At 45.9% G+C, this 17678-nt stretch carries 15 protein-coding genes; 7 read left to right on the top strand and 8 right to left on the bottom strand.

The features are described from left to right. Nucleotides 1-5: 5 nt before the first annotated feature. From hemH to FTU40_RS02370, 4 genes are all read right to left on the bottom strand, one after another. Nucleotides 6-1019, bottom strand: coding sequence for a ferrochelatase (gene hemH / locus FTU40_RS02385; RefSeq protein ID WP_180039636.1), 1014 nt, complete (start codon nucleotides 1017-1019; stop codon nucleotides 6-8). 65 nt (nucleotides 1020-1084) lie between these two features. Beyond that, on the bottom strand, nucleotides 1085-2113 hold the full coding sequence (locus FTU40_RS02380; RefSeq protein WP_005095369.1) for a DUF4062 domain-containing protein: 1029 nt from the start codon (nucleotides 2111-2113) through the stop codon (nucleotides 1085-1087). A 118-nt stretch (nucleotides 2114-2231) separates the two neighbouring features. Beyond that, nucleotides 2232-3104 (bottom strand): glutamate racemase, encoded by an 873-nt coding sequence (gene murI / locus FTU40_RS02375; protein WP_180039634.1) that lies wholly within the window; start codon nucleotides 3102-3104, stop codon nucleotides 2232-2234. A 48-nt stretch (nucleotides 3105-3152) separates the two neighbouring features. Further along, a complete protein-coding gene (locus FTU40_RS02370) occupies nucleotides 3153-3764 on the bottom strand; it encodes a DUF1285 domain-containing protein (RefSeq protein ID WP_005095365.1) in 612 nt (203 codons plus the stop codon). Nucleotides 3765-3950: 186 nt separating this feature from the next. Here FTU40_RS02370 and FTU40_RS02365 point away from each other — a divergent pair, with 186 nt between their 5' ends. After that, complete coding sequence (locus tag FTU40_RS02365; RefSeq protein WP_180039632.1) at nucleotides 3951-5663, top strand: electron transfer flavoprotein-ubiquinone oxidoreductase; 1713 nt, start codon at nucleotides 3951-3953, stop codon at nucleotides 5661-5663. 248 nt (nucleotides 5664-5911) lie between these two features. Here the strand turns inward: FTU40_RS02365 and tusA are convergent, their stop codons facing one another. Next, a complete protein-coding gene (tusA, locus tag FTU40_RS02360; RefSeq protein ID WP_004729361.1) occupies nucleotides 5912-6172 on the bottom strand; it encodes a sulfurtransferase TusA in 261 nt (86 codons plus the stop codon). A 202-nt stretch (nucleotides 6173-6374) separates the two neighbouring features. Between tusA and FTU40_RS02355 the strand changes: the two genes are divergently transcribed. Both FTU40_RS02355 and lnt read left to right on the top strand, forming a co-directional pair. Then, complete coding sequence (locus FTU40_RS02355) at nucleotides 6375-7214, top strand: HlyC/CorC family transporter (protein WP_218951623.1); 840 nt, start codon at nucleotides 6375-6377, stop codon at nucleotides 7212-7214. Then, on the top strand, nucleotides 7211-8770 hold the full coding sequence (lnt, locus tag FTU40_RS02350) for an apolipoprotein N-acyltransferase (protein ID WP_180039630.1): 1560 nt from the start codon (nucleotides 7211-7213) through the stop codon (nucleotides 8768-8770). Before FTU40_RS02355 ends, lnt begins: the two co-directional genes overlap by 4 nt. Before the next feature lie 153 nt (nucleotides 8771-8923). On the opposite strand, the gene FTU40_RS02345 is transcribed toward lnt, so the two are convergent. The 3 genes from FTU40_RS02345 to gspF all read right to left on the bottom strand — a co-directional run bounded on the left by FTU40_RS02345 (nucleotide 8924) and on the right by gspF (nucleotide 11263). Beyond that, nucleotides 8924-9259, bottom strand: coding sequence for a hypothetical protein (locus FTU40_RS02345; protein WP_180039628.1), 336 nt, complete (start codon nucleotides 9257-9259; stop codon nucleotides 8924-8926). A gap of 284 nt (nucleotides 9260-9543) precedes the next feature. After that, nucleotides 9544-9978, bottom strand: coding sequence for a type II secretion system major pseudopilin GspG (gene gspG / locus FTU40_RS02340; protein WP_005095357.1), 435 nt, complete (start codon nucleotides 9976-9978; stop codon nucleotides 9544-9546). 79 nt (nucleotides 9979-10057) lie between these two features. Then, a complete protein-coding gene (gene gspF, locus FTU40_RS02335; RefSeq protein ID WP_005172955.1) occupies nucleotides 10058-11263 on the bottom strand; it encodes a type II secretion system inner membrane protein GspF in 1206 nt (401 codons plus the stop codon). A gap of 150 nt (nucleotides 11264-11413) precedes the next feature. Between gspF and FTU40_RS02330 the strand changes: the two genes are divergently transcribed. The 4 genes from FTU40_RS02330 to FTU40_RS02315 all read left to right on the top strand — a co-directional run bounded on the left by FTU40_RS02330 (nucleotide 11414) and on the right by FTU40_RS02315 (nucleotide 17277). Further along, nucleotides 11414-13636 (top strand): primosomal protein N', encoded by a 2223-nt coding sequence (locus tag FTU40_RS02330; protein ID WP_180039626.1) that lies wholly within the window; start codon nucleotides 11414-11416, stop codon nucleotides 13634-13636. Nucleotides 13637-13712: 76 nt separating this feature from the next. After that, nucleotides 13713-15566: a cation:proton antiporter gene (locus FTU40_RS02325; RefSeq protein WP_180039624.1), complete on the top strand. Its 1854-nt coding sequence runs from the start codon at nucleotides 13713-13715 to the stop codon at nucleotides 15564-15566. A gap of 50 nt (nucleotides 15567-15616) precedes the next feature. After that, nucleotides 15617-16492, top strand: a complete 876-nt coding sequence (locus FTU40_RS02320; protein WP_005095347.1) for an Hsp33 family molecular chaperone HslO — start codon at nucleotides 15617-15619, stop codon at nucleotides 16490-16492. Nucleotides 16493-16815: 323 nt separating this feature from the next. After that, nucleotides 16816-17277, top strand: a complete 462-nt coding sequence (locus tag FTU40_RS02315; RefSeq protein ID WP_005095344.1) for a DUF2147 domain-containing protein — start codon at nucleotides 16816-16818, stop codon at nucleotides 17275-17277. The last annotated feature ends 401 nt before the right edge of the window (nucleotides 17278-17678 follow it).

The raw sequence follows: 17678 nt of genomic DNA, 5'->3' as shown, positions 1-17678 counted from the left end.
AAAAATTAATGAGCAAGCGTTTGTGTCAATGCCTCCAGATTAGCCTGTAGCAAACTGTTCAGCAATCGCAAATGATCTTCACGGCTATTTAAAGCAGGAATATAACGATAACTGCCTCCCCCCAGAGATTTAAAAGTTTCGGCATTTTCTATGGCCAGTTCCTCAAGCGTTTCCAGACAGTCAGCCGAGAATGCCGGACTCATCACCTGCACGGATTTCACCCCCTGTTTGGCCCAGTCTTCCAGCACAACATCGGTATAGGGCTTAATCCATTCCTGTTTGCCAAAACGTGACTGAAAGCTAATCGCATATTGCTCTGCACTCAGCCCTAACGCCTGTGCAACCAGTTGTCCGGTAATACGACAACGATCGGCATAAGGATCGCCTTTGTCGGCATAAGGCTGCGGAATACCATGAAAAGACATTAACAGTTTTTCCGGCTGACCATGTACTGCCTGATAGTCACGCACGCTTTGCGCCAGAGCCTGAATAAATAAAGGATGTTGATAATAATCCCGAATGATGCTCAAACCAGGCAAATTGCGTTGCTTCACCACCCATTTTGCCAGGGCATCATAGAGAGGTGCAGTCGAAGTAGCAGAATATTGGGGAAATAGTGGAAATAAGATCACATGGTCCTGCGGCTGTTCAGACACTCGGGCCAAAACCTGCTGAATATTCGGATTGCCATAAGTCATTGCTGGCACCACATTCAACTCAAACTGCGGATAGAGCGGGGTCAAATGAGTTTTGACTGTATTGATCTGTTGCAACAGGATTTCACGCATCGGTGAATCCTCTCCCCAGACCTGTGCATAGGCCTGTGAAACCCGCTTAGGCCGAAATGGCAAAATGAATAAACGCAGGATAATTTGCCAAATGGGTTTCGGAATTTCAATCACCCGCTGATCAGACAAAAACTGCTTCAGGAAACGGCGTACTGCTGGAATCGTGGGCGCATCTGGCGTACCCAAGTTGGCCAATATAATCGTCACTTTAGCTTTAGCAGGAGAAGACATTCAGTTTATCCGTCATGGTATCAACCCCTGTACTTTAACAGTTTTTGATTGATTCTCTATATGGATTAATACACTGACTTAGATTGAAAAGTACGATCTAAATCCAGCAAACTGCTGTCCAGTAATTTTTGAGCTTTCGGCGTAATCTGCCAGAGCATGCGCTGGCGGTCATCCCGACCTGATGGCACAATCCAGTCATTCTGGCGCATCTGAATTTTCAAGCTATGCAAGGCACGAATATTCATCTGGGCACGAGCCACGGCATGTGCACGTGGCATTTCTGCCCGTGCATCTTCCAGACCGTTTTCATTTAAATATTCATTCATCCGCTTGGAGAAAAACTCTTCCGGTGTCGGATTGACAAAGGTAGAGCCCAGCAGGGCCAATAATTGCGCCCAAGTCAGCTTCTTCTGAACTTTAATTTCCTTAAAGTTTCCATCCTGATAAGCCTGCATCCGGTATTCAAAAGAAAAAACTTCATGCATGGATACTTTAGGCAGGCTCAGGAACGGATCTATTTCCGCCGTTCCACCATCACGCTCCAGTTGGCTCACTTTAGCCTTAAGCTGATCAATCTCGTCATGCAGCGCCTGGGTATTTTGCGGACGCACCCATCCGGTCACCGGATAACGCTCCAGCATTTGCGGCATATTAAAACGTACTGCCATTTCCAGATCGCGCAAGCTGCGATAAGTAAAGACCTGGTCTACTTCCTGCTGCAGTAATTGACGAAATTCCTTAAACTTTTCCCGTAATTCCGGCTTGGTATCATGTAATGAGCTTTCACGTGATGCCGGATCATCATGCATAAACACAATAATCGGTTTTTGCTTGGTCACTGCATAGATGTATTCGAGGTGCATATAACCGACACCCGAGACAGACTGTTCCCCATACTGACTGCCTAGCAAAATCACTACATAGTCACAATCATCAATCTGGCGGCGTGAAAAAGCAGTATTCAGCGGCGTACGCTGTTCCAGTCCCCAAGAGAAGAACCCCATACCCACTAATGTTTGAGACAAAATGATACGTTCCGGCTGCATTTCTGCCCCAGAGGTTGAGATGAACACTTGGTATCGTTTATCCAGCATGGGCTATCCTCTTCTCCTGTACATTTGCATAAAAAATGCATGAATTCATGCATTTTGACACAATATGACCACCCCAAAATGAAAAAATATCGTTCTTTTAAAATTATAAAAATGAGTTTTAAACTGCACTCATATTACTGATCTGCCATTTTAAACCGGCAGGAATCAGGTGCTGCAAAACCGGCCGGAGCTGTTCAGCATTCTGCCCACTCACCACCAATTCAATTTTCATGCTTTCTTTACATTCATGCTCAAATAATAACTCATTTTTAATTAAAATTCGGGCCGTTTGTCTCGCAACTGCGAATCCTGAGTCAATTAATGTCAGCTTTTGACCAAAAATATACTGAATTGACGCTTTTAGGAAGGGGTAATGCGTACATCCCAGCACTAAATAATCAGCGCCTTGATCCACAACCGGTTGTAAAATCTCTATTAATGTCTGTAAACAGGCTTCACTCATCTGCTCTCCGGCCTCAACAAAAGGCACCAGCTCCAGACTGGTGACCGGCAGGACTTTGACTTGAGCAGGTTCGGCAAAACGGGTAATCACATCTTTAATCAGCTGGCCGCGGAAGGTTGCAGGTGTAGCCAGTACTGCAACCGTTTTTGACTGGGTATTCAGGACGGCCGGCTTAAGTGCGGGCACCAAACCGATAATCGGAAAGTTTTCACCATAATGCTCGCGTAAATAATCCAGACTAAAAGCGGAAGCGGTATTGCAAGCCACGACTGCCACTTTACAGCCCTGACGATACAGCCATTCAATCGCCTGAGCAGTCAGGCTACGGATTTCCTGATCATCTCTCGGGCCATAAGGCACATGGGCAGTATCGGCATAATAGACAAAGCGTTCATTCGGCAGATGGCGGGCAATTTCCAGAGCCACCGACAAGCCGCCTACGCCCGAGTCAAAAATACCAATCGGCGCATCTGCTGTTGCGTTGGGCATCGGGTCTAATAGCGGGGAAATGGGTTGAATGGCGCTCATAACGGTCTGAATTGCGGTGTCAAAAACTCTAGCGACCAAGCTTAAACCTCAGGTGCTCAAATGCAAGTCTAAATCGCCACTTTTCAAACTTAAAACGGCTTCACCTGCCGGATTTTCATCAAGCTCTCCCATCTCGACCAGATGCAAAAATGCGGCACGCTGGATCAGGGCATTGATTCCAAAACGTACATGCACATAAGGTCGCAACTCATCTTTATATTCACGCATAAAGATCGGATGTTCAGCATCCACAATAATCAGGTCTTGGGTTGTGGTGCCCAGTTGCAAATAGCTGAGTCCATTAATCTCGACCTGATCGACCTGATTGACCAATAAAGGTTCATCTTCCACTTCAATTTCAATCATTTCTACCGGTGTTTTTAGGTAGAATTTTCCCTGCTCTTTCCAAAGGACGGTTGCAAACAGGTCAATCATGGCTTGGCGTTTGATCAATTGACCTTCGTGCCACCATTCTCCATTGGCCAAAACCTTCAGATCCATTGTGCCACAATGCTTTGGCTGCCATTGCTCCAAAGGGGGAATTGACCTTTTGTGACCGCCCTGTGCATCTTTTAAGTATTGCGCGATATCCATTAAATTTTTATCATCAGGAGAAGTTACTTTTTTCGTCAGATGTTTGCTGGGTACTGGCTTATCCATAAAAGAAGACCTTAATGACGGAAAAATAATATGTTTCAGCCAATTGGCTAAAACTCGGTTTAAAACTATACTAGCCCAGATTATCAAAGACACCAGTATTTTTGTGTCTAGGAACCAAGAACACTTATGGCAGCACCCAATCATCCGATTATGGTTGCCACCGAATAGTAATATGAGGAGTCCTACATGGAACACATCGAACGTGAATCGATGGAGTTTGACGTCGTCATCGTCGGCGCAGGCCCTGCGGGTCTATCTGCTGCGATCAAAATCCGTCAACTTGCAATTGAAAACAACTTAAATGATTTGTCCGTTTGTGTCGTAGAAAAAGGCTCCGAAGTTGGCGCACATATTCTGTCTGGTGCTGTGCTAGAACCGCGTGCCATCAATGAATTGTTCCCGGACTGGAAAGAACAAGGTGCGCCGCTCAATGTGCCGGTGACTGAAGATAAAACCTTCTTCCTGCTTTCAGATGAAAAATCACAAGAAGCACCACACTGGATGGTGCCAAAAACCATGCACAATGATGGCAACTACGTCATCTCGCTCGGCAATGTGGTGCGCTGGTTAGGCCAAAAAGCAGAAGAACTGGAAGTTTCAATCTTCCCGGGCTTTGCCGCCTCAGACATTCTGTATCATGCAGATGGTACGGTAAAAGGCATCCAGACCGGTGACATGGGCATTGGTAAAGATGGCGAACCGACGCATAACTTTACTCCGGGTTATGAACTGCATGCCAAATATACGATTTTTGCTGAAGGCTGTCGTGGTCACCTCGGTAAACGTCTGATTGAACAGTTCAATCTGGCCAAAGATGCAGATCCACAGCATTACGGGATCGGCATTAAAGAACTCTGGGAGATTGATCCTGCCAAGCACAAACCAGGTCTGGTGATGCACGGCGCCGGCTGGCCATTGAATGAAACCGGTTCTTCAGGCGGCTGGTGGCTGTATCACGCTGAAAACAATCAGGTGACTTTGGGCATGATCGTGGATCTGTCCTACACCAACCCGCATATGTATCCATTCATGGAAATGCAGCGCTGGAAAACCCATCCTTTAATCAAGCAGTATTTAGAAGGCGGCAAGCGTATTTCTTATGGCGCCCGTGCCGTGACCAAAGGTGGCTTTAACTCGTTACCGAAGTTCACTTTCCCGGGTGGCTCTTTAATTGGTGATGATGCCGGCTTCCTGAACTTTGCCAAAATCAAAGGCTCACATACCGCAATGAAATCCGGCATGCTCTGCGGTGAAGCGGTATTTGAAGCGATTGCGGCTGGTGTGAAAAAAGGCGGTGATCTGGCGGTTGCACGTGTGGTTGAGGGTGACGATTTCTTTGTTAAGGAACTCACCGCTTATACCGACAAGTTCAACAACAGCTGGCTCAAAGAAGAGTTATACAATTCACGTAACTTTGGCCCGGCGATGCACAAGTTCGGTCAATGGATGGGTGGTGCATTTAACTTTATCGACCAGAACGTGTTCAAAGTACCATTTACCCTGCATGATCTGGTGCAAGACCATGCTGCACTGAAAACCCAAGCCGCTGAAAGCTTCAAGCCAAACTATCCAAAACCGGATGGCAAGCTGACTTTTGACCGTTTATCTTCTGTATTTGTATCGAATACCGTGCATGAAGAAAACCAGCCTGCGCATTTAAAGCTGACCGATGCCTCTATTCCGGTTGAAGTAAACCTGCCTAAATGGGATGAACCGGCGCAGCGTTACTGCCCGGCGGGTGTCTATGAAATCATGGAAAATAATGACGGTTCAAAACGTTTCCAGATCAATGCAGCTAACTGTGTGCACTGCAAGACCTGTGACATTAAAGATCCGTCTCAGAACATCACCTGGGTAACACCAGAAGGTGGCGGTGGTCCTAATTACCCTAACATGTAATTAGTATCCGAATATGTAATTCGGCTAGTCCTTGCGCGAGCTCATACCCTAACATGTAATGTTAGGGTAATCTTGCGAATGAGGAATATATTCCGCAAGTTCTCATATCCGAATATTTAAGCTCTCATGAGAACAAAATAAACCCGCTTTCGAGCGGGTTTATTTTCTGGAGAGTGACGATAATATTATTTTTAAGATCGAATAAGAACTCTTATCAGATCATAAATTTCAAAAAAAATTCGGCCAATTTAGCCGCCCTTTTTCACCAGATAATGAAATTCTTTATTGCCGTTTTCATCCAGTCGCTCTTCCTGCAACAGCAACTCATGTCCCAAGTGCATGCAAAATTTTGGAATATCCCAAGAGGTTGAATTATCGGTAGCAAACACCTCAACCACATCACCGGCTTTAGATTTACGAATGGCCTGATGCAACATCATGACTGGCTCAGGACAGCGTAAACCTCGGGTATTTAATTGCAGACTTGGGATAATTTCAGTTGGGGACATCGATAGACTCAAGAGTGGAAGACTGAAAATATTTTAGCATAATCCCGCTCGGGCATTGCGGCTTTGCCAAAGTACACACGACTAAACGCAGCCCTGACTGATACGATCATGCCTGCACATCATATTTACAATAGACAAGCGTATTTTCTGCGGTATGATAAAACCACGTTTTTTTAGATATTAAGAGTCTTCAGGAAAAATCATGCACGAGGAATCAGGCCCGTCGTGGGGTATGCGCGGCTTACGTAAATGGCTGGGAACTGCACCCGAAACTCGCGACGAACTGCTAAAATTAGTACAAGATTCACGTCGATTTTTAGAACCAGATACTGTTGCCATGCTTGAAGGTGTACTTGACCTTCCGGCAACCAAAATTCGCGAAGTCATGACGCCTCGCACGTCGATGATCAGCTTACAGGAAGATGACCAACTGCTGGATATCCTGCATGTGTTGGTCGAATCTGCGCATTCGCGTTTTCCGGTCTTTTCCTCCGATCAAACCGATAATGTGGTCGGCATTCTATTGGCCAAGGATTTATTGCCTTTTCTGACCGAACCAACCTCCAAAGTCGATATTCGCGCACTGATGCGTCAACCCTTATTTGTACCAGAAAGTGCCCGTTCGGATCAGGTGCTACGCATGCTGAAAAACACCCAGACCCATATTGCCGTGGTGATTGATGAATACGGCACCACATCCGGAGTGGTGACGCTAGAAGATATTCTGGAAGAAATTGTCGGTGAAATTGAAGATGAACATGACAATGCCGATGAAGAAGCACAGTTCATTGTTCCGGATAATGACCCGGCTACTGCCAATACCTGGGTAGTACAAGCGCTGACGCCGATTGAACATTTTAATAACATGCTGGGTGCAACTTTCTCTGATGATGAAGTAGAAACCATGGGCGGCTTGTTATTACAGGAAATTGGTCTGGTCAATGATCTTGAAGGTCAAACCATCGAGCTGGAAAACTGGCAATTTACCATTCTTGAAGCAGATTCACGTTCCATTCACCTGATTCGAGCTGTGCGCCAATGAGGGCGTATTTCGATAAGCTGTTGAGTTCTTCTCAACAGCAAAAACCGTTACCGCTCATCTATCCGGTCTTAATTGCCTTATTCGCAGGTGCGATCTTCAGTCTGGCCTTGGCTCCCTATCATTACTGGTGGCTGGCGATTCTGTCTCCGGCATTGCTGTATGCCTGTCTGCGCGGTCGTACTGCCAAACAGGCCTTTGGCATTGGCTGGGCCTATGGGATCGGCTTATGGTTTGTGGGCGCCTTCTGGCTGTATACCTCAATCCATGTCTACGGCGATACCAGTGCTTTCCTCAGTGTGATAATGATTTTGATCATGGCGCTGGTGATGGGGCTGTTTACTGCGGTGCAAACCTTCCTCTATCGGCGCTTTTTTCCGGAAACGCCTTTGACCTTTGCCCCGCTCTGGGTGCTGTTTGAATGGTCTAAAACCTGGGTCTTCACCGGTTTCCCGTGGTTATTTGCCGGTTATGCCTTTACCGAACGCTACCTCGATGCCTACGCGCCGTTATTCGGGGTGTTTGGGGTATCTTTTGTGGTGATTATTCTGGCCTGTGCGCTGGTCGAGATCCTGAACCGACGTCTGTTCTGGGCCGTGCCAGCCGTAGTTTTACTGCTCGGTGCCTGGGGTGCAGCACAGCTGACTTTTGTGGAACAAAAGGATCAGAAACCACTGACAGTTTCACTGATTCAGGGCAATATTCCGCAAGATCTGAAATGGCTAACCGAATATCAGGTAAAAACCTTATTGATCTATGCCAATCTGAGCAAGACCGAATGGGGCCGTGACCTGATTGTCTGGCCGGAATCTTCGATTCCGATGTTCCAGACCGATATTGAAGCCTTTCTGGAAGCCATGAAAGTTCAGGCGGAAAAATCCGGTACTGCCTGGGTCACTGGGATTCCTTACTGGGATTTGCCAGAGTCGCAAGCTGAAGGTTATCCAAAATATTACAACAGCATCATGGCCAGTGGTGATGAGGCTAATGGACTGTACAAGAAGCAGCGTCTGGTACCCTTTGGTGAATACATTCCACTTTCAGGCTGGTTAAGCTGGGTTCTGCCGGCATTACAAAATGACCCGTCAATGAGCGGTTTTTCCCGTGGGGCGGACAATCAAAAGCCCTTGAATGTGAAAAACCATCCTTTAGGTTCCGCAATTTGTTATGAGGTTGCTTATCCAAACCTGACACGCCGCAATGCCAGTCAAAGTGACTTTTTAGTTACGGTCTCGAACGATGCCTGGTTTACCGGCACGGCAGGACCTTTGCAGCATCTACAAATGGTGCAAATGCGCGCCAAGGAAAATGGCCGCTGGTTTATCCGTGCCACCAATACCGGCGTGACCGCCTTTATTGACCACAATGGCCATATTGTGAAAAAAGCCCCGATGGATCAGGAAGCGGTACTGCGGGGTGAACTTCCAGCCATGCAAGGTGAAACGTTGTATATGAAACTCAGTGATTGGCCGGTGATGATCTTCTCGATTCTGCTCTTGCTGGTGGGCTGGCGCTTCCGTCCCCGTAAAGTGGATGTCAGCTTTAAGTCGAGAAGATAATTTCTCCAAGTCCCTCTTTTACAAAAGGGGATTTAGGGGGATTACTAGATATAACATCTTATCAATCTCTCCTAAGCTCCCTTTACGAAAGGGACGGACACTCAAGGCAATAAAAAACCGAGGTCAATGCCTCGGTTTTTTATATTTCAAATTTTAGGACTGAACTGCTAGATAAGAAATCATACTGGCGAGGGATAACATCGGAAGATAGCGGTAAGTTTGCACCATCATATTTTCGAATACAGACATCTGCCGTTGTTTTAATTGCAATACCGAGGCTTTCAATGCCGACCAGAAACACAATGCAAATAATGAACTCATCAAACTGATGGCAAAAAAACCTACCATAATCTGGCTGCTACCCTCGGTAGTCTGCCATAAATGCAGAATGCCCTGACTAATCGGTAACATGCTTAAAACCAAAAGAATAGATTTCAGCATCGACCAATGAAATTGGTTTATTTCATCCCCTAAGATTAATGCTTTCATATTCTTCTCCGTTGGCTCGTCAAGTGCCGTTCAGATCATTATGAGCCTTTTTGAGTAAATAGAAAGTCTATATTTATTCATATTTTATGATAATTGTAATAGATAAATATGGGAATAATTCTTATTATAACTCGCATATACAAATTATTAATTAATTACAATAAATATCAAAAACTTAGATTATAATTTATAATTAAGAGTTATTATCACTTCACTTAGTCTTGAAAACGTCTATTAAGTGAAGTGATATATTTCATCTATTGAGAGTTTATATTGATTCTCAATCAAGGCTGATAATAAATATCAGCATCGGTGCCTTCACCACCCGACTGACCATCTGCACCGAATGAATACAGATCAAAAGTACGACCATTGGTGCCCGGCATCACATATTGCAGATCATTATCCCAACTGTCTTTAGGATAGCCGCCCTTGACATAGCCGCCCGGCAACCAGTTTTTCGCAGTCGCTGGCTGATTCACCAGTGCATCCAGACCACCTTCCTGCATGCTTGGATATTTGCCATTGTCCAGCTTATATTGGTCCAGTGAACCAGCAATACTCTGTAACTTGATCACAGTGGTATCCACTTTGGCCTTTTCACCGCGTCCCATCACGTTCGGTACAATCAGTGCAGCAAGCACACCGAGAATCACAATCACCACCATCACTTCGATTAAGGTAAAGCCCGTCTGTTTATTTAATTGATTTCTTTTCATTCAATCTCTCTCATTCATTTGCATCATTCACAACATTCAATTTAATTTTAATACCACGAGAATTTTAACTTGATTCTGTTTAAATCATATTATTCATATTGACGATTGGCAGCATCACCGCAATCACAATGACCAAAACAATACTGGCCATTAGCACCAGCATTAAAGGTTCCAATAAGGCCAGTAAAGTCGAAATCAGCGTGGTGACTTCCCGATCCTGCATCTGTGATGCACGCTCCAGCATGCGATCCAGTTCGCCCGAGGCTTCGCCACTTTTGATCATTTGTACCATCATCGGCGGAAAATAACCACTGCGCTCCAGCTGGGTTGCCAGGTTGCCGCCTTCGGTGACTTTTTCCGCTGCCAGATTGACCGCATCACGAATCACCCAGTTATTACTGACTGCAGCGCCAATCCGTAGGGCATCGACCAAAGGCACGCCTGACTGGGTCAAAATGGACAAGGTACTGGCAAAACGTGCGGCATTAATCCCGCGTGATAATTTTCCAAATAAAGGCAGTTTCAGGGTTAAACGGTCGAAGGCATAATGCCCGGCTGTGGTTCTTAAGAATCGTATCAGCAGGGAGATGCCCAAGAAACCGCCAACCAAGAGAAATGGCCACGCAATACGAATAAAATCACTGGCTTTCATCAAGGCCACGGTAATCCACGGTAAGGCATCTTTGCTTTGATCAAAAGTCTTGACGATATCTGGCACCACATAAGTCATCAGCCCCATCACGATGGCAAAAGACATCAGCATCAGAATAATTGGATAGACCATCGCGCCTTGAATTTTTTTCTGCATGGCAAAACGGTTTTCGGTATAGTCAGCCAATTGATCCAGAATCAGATCCAGATGCCCGGAACGTTCACCGGCCGCAATGGTGGCAATATACAATTCTGGAAACCGCCCGGACTGTTGCAGACCCTGCGCCAGACTATGCCCTTCCAGCACCTTGGAACGCACCGACATCAGCAGATTTTGTACATGTACTTTTTCGCTTTGCTTGCCGACGGCGCGGATGGCTTCTTCCAATGGAATCGCGGCAGCGACCAGCACGGATAATTGCCGGGTCATGAGGGCCAGATCATAGGCGGTGATGCTTTTTTCAAACCATTTTCGACGACGATGCTGATCTTTTTTTTCGACAGGATCAACAGAGACCGGAATAAGTGCTTTATCCCGTAATTGTTGCCGGATCTGACGTGCAGAGTCCCCCTCCAGCACGCCTTTTTGCTGCTTTCCTGAAGCATCAAGCGCAATAAACTGATATGCAGGCATTGTAATGCTCTAATTTTCCAAAATTTTGCTCAACGCTGTTGCGTCAGACCACCGAAATCATTCATATTCTTTGATATAAATTATCTGCTCACTCTAACATAATCGAACTTTAAGCACGACGAAATTTCTTCAGGATCTCCACCCCAAGATATGCAAAATTCTCACACCGATTCAAGTCCACTTTATCGCGTACGCATTGCTGTACCTGTACATGTATTTGATTGTTTTGATTACACGATGAGTGCAGAACAATTTGAACAGGCCCAGGTCGGCGCACGCGTACTGGTGTCGTTTGGTCGGCAGAATCTGGTCGGGGTGATTATCGAAAAGCTCTCCGCAGATACTCCGGTCGACCCACGTTTTAAACTCAAGCCCGTCACTGAATTGCTGGATGAACGTGCCATCATAGACCCTAAAGTTTTAAGTTTGTTGACATGGTCGGCACAGTATTATCAGTTTCCGATGGGTGAAGTGGTGCACAGTGCCCTGCCAACGCTGTTACGCCAAGGTAAGCCTTATAACCTGCTGGCCCGCACCTGGAAACTTCTGAACCCTGATGCTGAAGCTAAAATACGCCGTTCGGAAAAGCAGCAGGAAGCCTACCGGATTTTAAAACTGCATCCGGTTGGCACCACTGAAAATGTATTGAATTTGGCCGGAATTGAAACTGCGACCTTAAAAGCACTGGAGAAAAAAGAGATTTGTACCTGTGTGCTGGAGCCACAAGATTTCAGTCCACAGCCGATGCAATTGGCGCAAATGCCGCTGACCGCTAATCCTGAACAGAAACATGCCATTGATCAGGTATTAAAGTATCGCAATCAATATCAGGCTTTTTTACTGGATGGTCTGACCGGCAGTGGTAAAACCGAAGTCTATCTACAAATCATGCAACAGGTGCTGAAACAGGGCAAGCAGGTTTTGGTGCTGGTGCCGGAAATTGGTCTGACCCCGCAAACGATTAGCCGTTTCCAGTCGCGTTTTCAGTGTCATATCGCGCTATTGCATTCAGGCCTAAACGATACAAAACGTCTGCAAGCCTGGCAGGCAGCAGAGACTGGCAAAGCTTCAATCATCCTCGGCACACGTTCCGCCATCTATACCCCCATACCGAATTTGGGTCTGATCATTCTGGATGAAGAACATGATTTGTCTTTTAAGCAGCAGGAAGGTTTCCGCTATCATGCCCGCGATGTGGCGCTGTACCGCGGCCATTTACAGCAATGTCCAGTGCTGCTGGGATCAGCGACACCAAGTATCGACAGTTATGCGCTGGTTGAACATGGCAAAATGCAGGTGCTGGAGCTGAATCAACGTGCCGGCACAGCCTTAATGCCGAAAATCCATATTCTGGATTTAAAGGTGGCACAGAAAAAGCATGGCATCAGTCTGCAACTGATTCAGGACATCAAAAAGCGTCTGGAGAAAAAAGAACAGGTACTGATCTTTTTAAACCGCCGTGGCTATGCCCCCGTCCTGCTTTGTGGCAGTTGTGGCTGGCAGGCACAATGTCCGCACTGCGATGCCAATTTTACTGTGCATCGCCAGCCTTATCAGCATCTGCATTGCCATCACTGTGGCACCATTCACCGAATGCCAGAGCACTGTCCGCAGTGTCAGCATCAGGAACTGGTCACACTGGGTATGGGCACTGGCAAGGTCGAAGAACATCTGAATGAACTTTTTCCAGATCATGAAGTGATTCGGGTCGATCGCGATTCCACCAGTCGGGTGGGTAGCTGGCAAAAAATCTATGACAAGATTCAAAAAAGTGAACCCGCGATTCTGCTCGGCACCCAGATGCTGGCCAAAGGGCATCATTTTCCTTATGTGACGCTGGTGGCGATTCTGGATATTGATTCCGGTCTGCTCAGTGTGGATTTCCGTGCCACCGAACGTACCGCACAACTGATCGTTCAGGTCGCAGGCCGGGCTGGACGTGGTGAACACAAAGGCGATGTCTATTTGCAGACGCTCAGACCGGATCATGCCCTGCTGAATACCTTGGTCAATGAAAATTATCGTGTGTTTGCCCAGCAGACCTTAAAGGAACGGCAAATTGCCCAGATGCCGCCTTATCGTTATGCCATCCTGATTCGCTGCGAATCCAAGGATCAGGCACAAAACACCGAATTCTTACAGAAACATGCGGCATTCCTCAGGCAATATCCTGATCTGGCGCTGGACATCTGGGGGCCAATTCCTGCGCCGATGGAACGTAAGGCTGGGCGCTATCAGTCGCATATGGTGCTCTTGTCAGCAGATCGTCCACGTTTGCATTACTATGTGCGCAGCTGGTGGCAGAATATGCTGCAGGACAAACCTTCAAGCATGAAGCTGACGCTGGACATTGACCCCCAAGAACTCAGCTAAGAGAAATTGCATCTGAGTCCATGTCCGGGACATACGCATCAACGTCTGGATCAAGCATAAAATTTAGGACAGGAAAATGTCGATACTGTTACAAATAACACTGGTTTTGGTGGTCGCACTGTTAATAGTGCCACTGAGTAAAAGGCTCAGACTACCAAGCGTACTGGGCTATCTGTTAACAGGACTGATCTTAAGTCCGGGTGTTTTGCATCTGATTCAGACTCCAGACCTGATGAACAGTTTCATGAACGTCAGCCTGCTGGCACTGCTGTTCTGGATCGGGCTGCAACTCAGACCACAACGCATCGCCCAGATCAGTCAATCTCTGTGGATGACGGCTGCTTTGCAGGTACTAATGAGTACCTTGATTTTTAGCCTGCTGGCCTGGATTTTTCTACAACAAAGCCTGCTTGCCAGTATTGTGATTGGACTTGCTGGCAGTCTGTCAGCCATGACCTTGGTGATTCAACAACTCCACAATCAGGAACAGTTTGCCACCAGCTATGGTCAAAAGACCTATTCAATCCTGCTGCTGCATGCCCTGCTGGCCATTCCTGTGATTGCCGCCATTCCTTTATTTGCCGGGATTCGTTCGACCGAACACGGAGTGGCTTATTTTGCCGCGATGATCACTACTTTTACCGGCTTGTTCCTGTGTAATCGCTATCTGATGCAGCCACTATATCGCTGGATTGCAAAAAGTGGCAGTCACGAACTGCATGCCATTGTGGCGATTGCGGTAACTTTGGCACTGCTGCTCTTGATGAATACGCTTGGACTGAATCTGTTTCTTGGCGCTTTATTTGCCGGGATTTTACTGGCAGATTCAGATTTCCGGCCCGCGGTAGAAAGCACCATTCGGCCTTTTCAGGGCTTATTGATGGGCCTAGCCTTTATCAGTCTGGGCATGTCATTACAGCTATCTGATCTGTTGAATTTCCTCTGGATCATTCTCGGTGGCACTTTCACTTTGATCTTGGTCAAGTTTGCAATCAGTTTGGTATTGGCGCGTTATCATCAAAATAGCTGGCGCAACAGTAGCTTGCTGGCAGCCAGCCTGGCACAAGGTGGCGAGTTTGCCTTGCTGGCGCTGGTGATTGCGGTATCCGACCAGATCATCGCAGCCAATCTGCTGTCGCCCTTGCTCTGGATGGTGAGTTTCTCATTGTTACTTAGCCCGGCATTTTACTGGTTATTACACAGTCAGGTTTTACCGCGTCTGGATCAAAACAATCATCTGGCTGCGACCTTTGAAACCGATTCCAGTCCTCAAGCCAGCCCCCCTATTTTGCTGATTGGATTTGGCCGCTTTGGACAAATTATTGCCCGGATTTTACTGCAACAACAGCATGCATTTAGTGTCATGGACAGCAATGTGCCAGCCACTGAACTGCTTGCGCAGTATCAAATTCCTTTCTATCAGGCCGATGCGACAGAGCCAGAAACTTTGGCACATGCAGGAATTGCGATGGCCCAGCAAGTGATTATTGCCATTGATGATATTGAAGATTCGATGCTGATCGTGCGGTATATCCGGCTGAATTATCCTGAAACTTGTTTATGGGTACGCGCGCGTGATCGTCATCATGTGCATCTGTTACAGGATTTAGGTGTAGAGAAAATCTGGCGTGAAAACTACTTTTCAGCACTGGAAATGAGTGAGGCTTTGTTAAGCCAGTTGAATACTGCTCCGGAAGAAAGTCAGCAACAGATTGAATACTTCCGCGCACATGATGAAAAATTACTCAACAGTCAATACCATCTAGATTCGGATCAACACGCAAGTTATGAACATCACCGCAGTAGCTTGGCAGAACTCGAACATCTGTTTGCGCAGGATCAACGCAACAAAGTTCAAAAAACAGATACACAGCCGCAACAGGATACAAACGGCGCAGGAATTGATGCGTTAAGAGATGATCTGTCATAACTTGTGTTTTACAATAATGACACCATTAAAGCAGGGTTATGGAGAATTTTATGTCTGATTTACGCCAACGCTTTTTTATTGAAGATAGCCCTGTTCGTGGTGAAGTGGTGCATCTTGAAGAAGCTTTACAAACCATTTTAGCGCAACGTGACTATGCACCTGCGGTCAAGATTCTGTTGGGTGAAATGCTCACTGCGACTGCACTGCTTGCCAGCACCTTGAAGATTAAAGGGCGTATCAGCCTGCAAATTCAGGCATCGGGCACATTTAAATGGGCAATGGCTGAATGCAACCACCTGGGTGAAGTTCGCGCTTTGGCGGACTATGAAGAAGATCCGCACTTTCTGGTGGGTGAAGACAGCAGCACCATCTTAAAGTCACTGGTTTCTCCAGTGCTGTTTATCAATATCGAACCAGAATTTGGTGAGCGTTATCAAGGTATTGTGCCGCTGGACAAAGAAAATCTGGCTGGCTGCCTCATGCAGTATTATGACCTGTCTGCACAGATTCCAACGCGCATTGTACTGGCAAGCGACCATCAGCGCGCCGGTGGTTTACTGATTCAGCTATTGCCACGGAATAGTGAAGAAGAACAGCGCCGTGTTGATGAAGATTTATGGCCGCGTCTGACCATGCTCACTGAAACCTTGAAAACTGAAGAACTAATCGGCCTGCAAGCCACTGACATTCTTTACCGTTTATATAATGAGGAAGAGGTGCGCTTACCAGAAACTGAAGCCTTGAAATTTGGCTGTACCTGCTCTAAAGAGCGCTGTGCAGTGGCCTTACAACAGATTGGCGTAGAATCAATACGTGAAACACTGGAATTCCAGAATCCGATCAAAATGGATTGTCAGTTCTGTAATAGCCAATATACCTTTACAGCCGAAGAGGCCTTAGGTCTATGTGGTGAACATCTAAGCTAAACGGTGCTAAGCATGAGTTTAAAAAAGCATTCCTCAGGAGTGCTTTTTTATGTTTTAAAATTTACATGACGAAGCTCAACAGAGCATATTTACCTCCAGTAGAAAACCTGCCTATTCACTGAATCAGATCCTCAGATAAACCCCACCTCAAAATCCCATTTAAATTATAAGACTATTCACATTAACAAAGACCAAATAATCATCGTTTTAAAAAAATTATGAGAATACAATCACATTTTATAGTATTGATTTAATTATGCTTTTAAAATAAATTAGAGTAATAATTCTAAAATGAATACAGTATCAAATTTAACAGGTATGTTATGAAAAAATTATTGAACACTCTAGTGATGGGGATAAGTTTGGCTGCGGTTTCTAGCTTGGCCTTTGCCTATGAAGATCCATTAGTGGGTAAATGGAAAACCATTGATGATCAATCAGGCTATTCTCGTGCGGATGTAGAAGTTCGTAAGAAAGCGGATGGTAGCTATGAAGGAATAATTGTCGCAACACGTAGCTTGCCTGGCGCAGAGAAAATGGGCATCTGTCATAAATGTCCAGGTCAGCTCAAAGACAAACCGTTTATAGGCCTGCCGTTTATCTGGGATTTTAAAGCAGATCCGAAAAAGCCACGTGAATACCATGACGGCAAAGTGCTTGATCCGATCAGTGGCAAAATTTACAAAGGCAAAGCACGCCTAAGCGCCAATGGCAAACGTCTAACCTTGCGTGGTTATGTCGGTGTCTCAGTAATTGGCCGCAGTGTAACCTGGATAAAACATTAATTTCAGAAAGATTTTCAAAGCCTCTGTATCAGGGGCTTTTTCTTTGTCATGATTTGAAACAATAAGGTACAAATAAAAACTGTTTTGGCGCAGCTAAAGTCATAATAATGGATCGAAGACGGTTATTTTTTATCCATTTATGATGATCAATCTTCAGCCTTGTTCAATTCTGTCATCAGGTCTGCTTTGCCGTCCTCATAGGGCAGCGTATATTCAACACAGGAAAGTGTTTGAACACACTCGGTCAATAAAACATAAAACTATAAAAACAGCGTTCACTTTCACCTTCTCTTATTCGCGCGTTCCTGAGGCATTGAATACCGAAACATACCGATTTTTTTCTCGTGATCATTTGAGTCTGCATATCCGAAGAATAGAAAGCGTTTTACTTCAGCACCTTT

It is taken from the genome of Acinetobacter sp. YH12100 (genome assembly GCF_013419135.1).
In the GTDB taxonomy this organism is placed as follows: Bacteria; Pseudomonadota; Gammaproteobacteria; order Pseudomonadales; family Moraxellaceae; genus Acinetobacter; species Acinetobacter pseudolwoffii.
Note: the sequence above shows the minus strand (reverse complement) of the source record. Positions and strands in the feature narration are given on the sequence as shown.

What these genes read in the sequence shown, in the direction of transcription:
- tusA (WP_004729361.1), bottom strand. Translation starts at nt 6,172, where the DNA reads ATGTCCCCAACTGAAATTATCCCAAGTCTGCAATTAAATACCCGAGGT.
- FTU40_RS02320 (WP_005095347.1), top strand. Translation starts at nt 15,617, where the DNA reads ATGTCTGATTTACGCCAACGCTTTTTTATTGAAGATAGCCCTGTTCGT.
- gspG (WP_005095357.1), bottom strand. Translation starts at nt 9,978, where the DNA reads ATGAAAAGAAATCAATTAAATAAACAGACGGGCTTTACCTTAATCGAA.
- FTU40_RS02380 (WP_005095369.1), bottom strand. Translation starts at nt 2,113, where the DNA reads ATGCTGGATAAACGATACCAAGTGTTCATCTCAACCTCTGGGGCAGAA.
- FTU40_RS02355 (WP_218951623.1), top strand. Translation starts at nt 6,375, where the DNA reads ATGCACGAGGAATCAGGCCCGTCGTGGGGTATGCGCGGCTTACGTAAA.
- murI (WP_180039634.1), bottom strand. Translation starts at nt 3,104, where the DNA reads ATGAGCGCCATTCAACCCATTTCCCCGCTATTAGACCCGATGCCCAAC.
- FTU40_RS02315 (WP_005095344.1), top strand. Translation starts at nt 16,816, where the DNA reads ATGAAAAAATTATTGAACACTCTAGTGATGGGGATAAGTTTGGCTGCG.
- hemH (WP_180039636.1), bottom strand. Translation starts at nt 1,019, where the DNA reads ATGTCTTCTCCTGCTAAAGCTAAAGTGACGATTATATTGGCCAACTTG.
- lnt (WP_180039630.1), top strand. Translation starts at nt 7,211, where the DNA reads ATGAGGGCGTATTTCGATAAGCTGTTGAGTTCTTCTCAACAGCAAAAA.
- FTU40_RS02365 (WP_180039632.1), top strand. Translation starts at nt 3,951, where the DNA reads ATGGAACACATCGAACGTGAATCGATGGAGTTTGACGTCGTCATCGTC.
- FTU40_RS02370 (WP_005095365.1), bottom strand. Translation starts at nt 3,764, where the DNA reads ATGGATAAGCCAGTACCCAGCAAACATCTGACGAAAAAAGTAACTTCT.
- FTU40_RS02345 (WP_180039628.1), bottom strand. Translation starts at nt 9,259, where the DNA reads ATGAAAGCATTAATCTTAGGGGATGAAATAAACCAATTTCATTGGTCG.
- FTU40_RS02330 (WP_180039626.1), top strand. Translation starts at nt 11,414, where the DNA reads ATGCAAAATTCTCACACCGATTCAAGTCCACTTTATCGCGTACGCATT.
- FTU40_RS02325 (WP_180039624.1), top strand. Translation starts at nt 13,713, where the DNA reads ATGTCGATACTGTTACAAATAACACTGGTTTTGGTGGTCGCACTGTTA.
- gspF (WP_005172955.1), bottom strand. Translation starts at nt 11,263, where the DNA reads ATGCCTGCATATCAGTTTATTGCGCTTGATGCTTCAGGAAAGCAGCAA.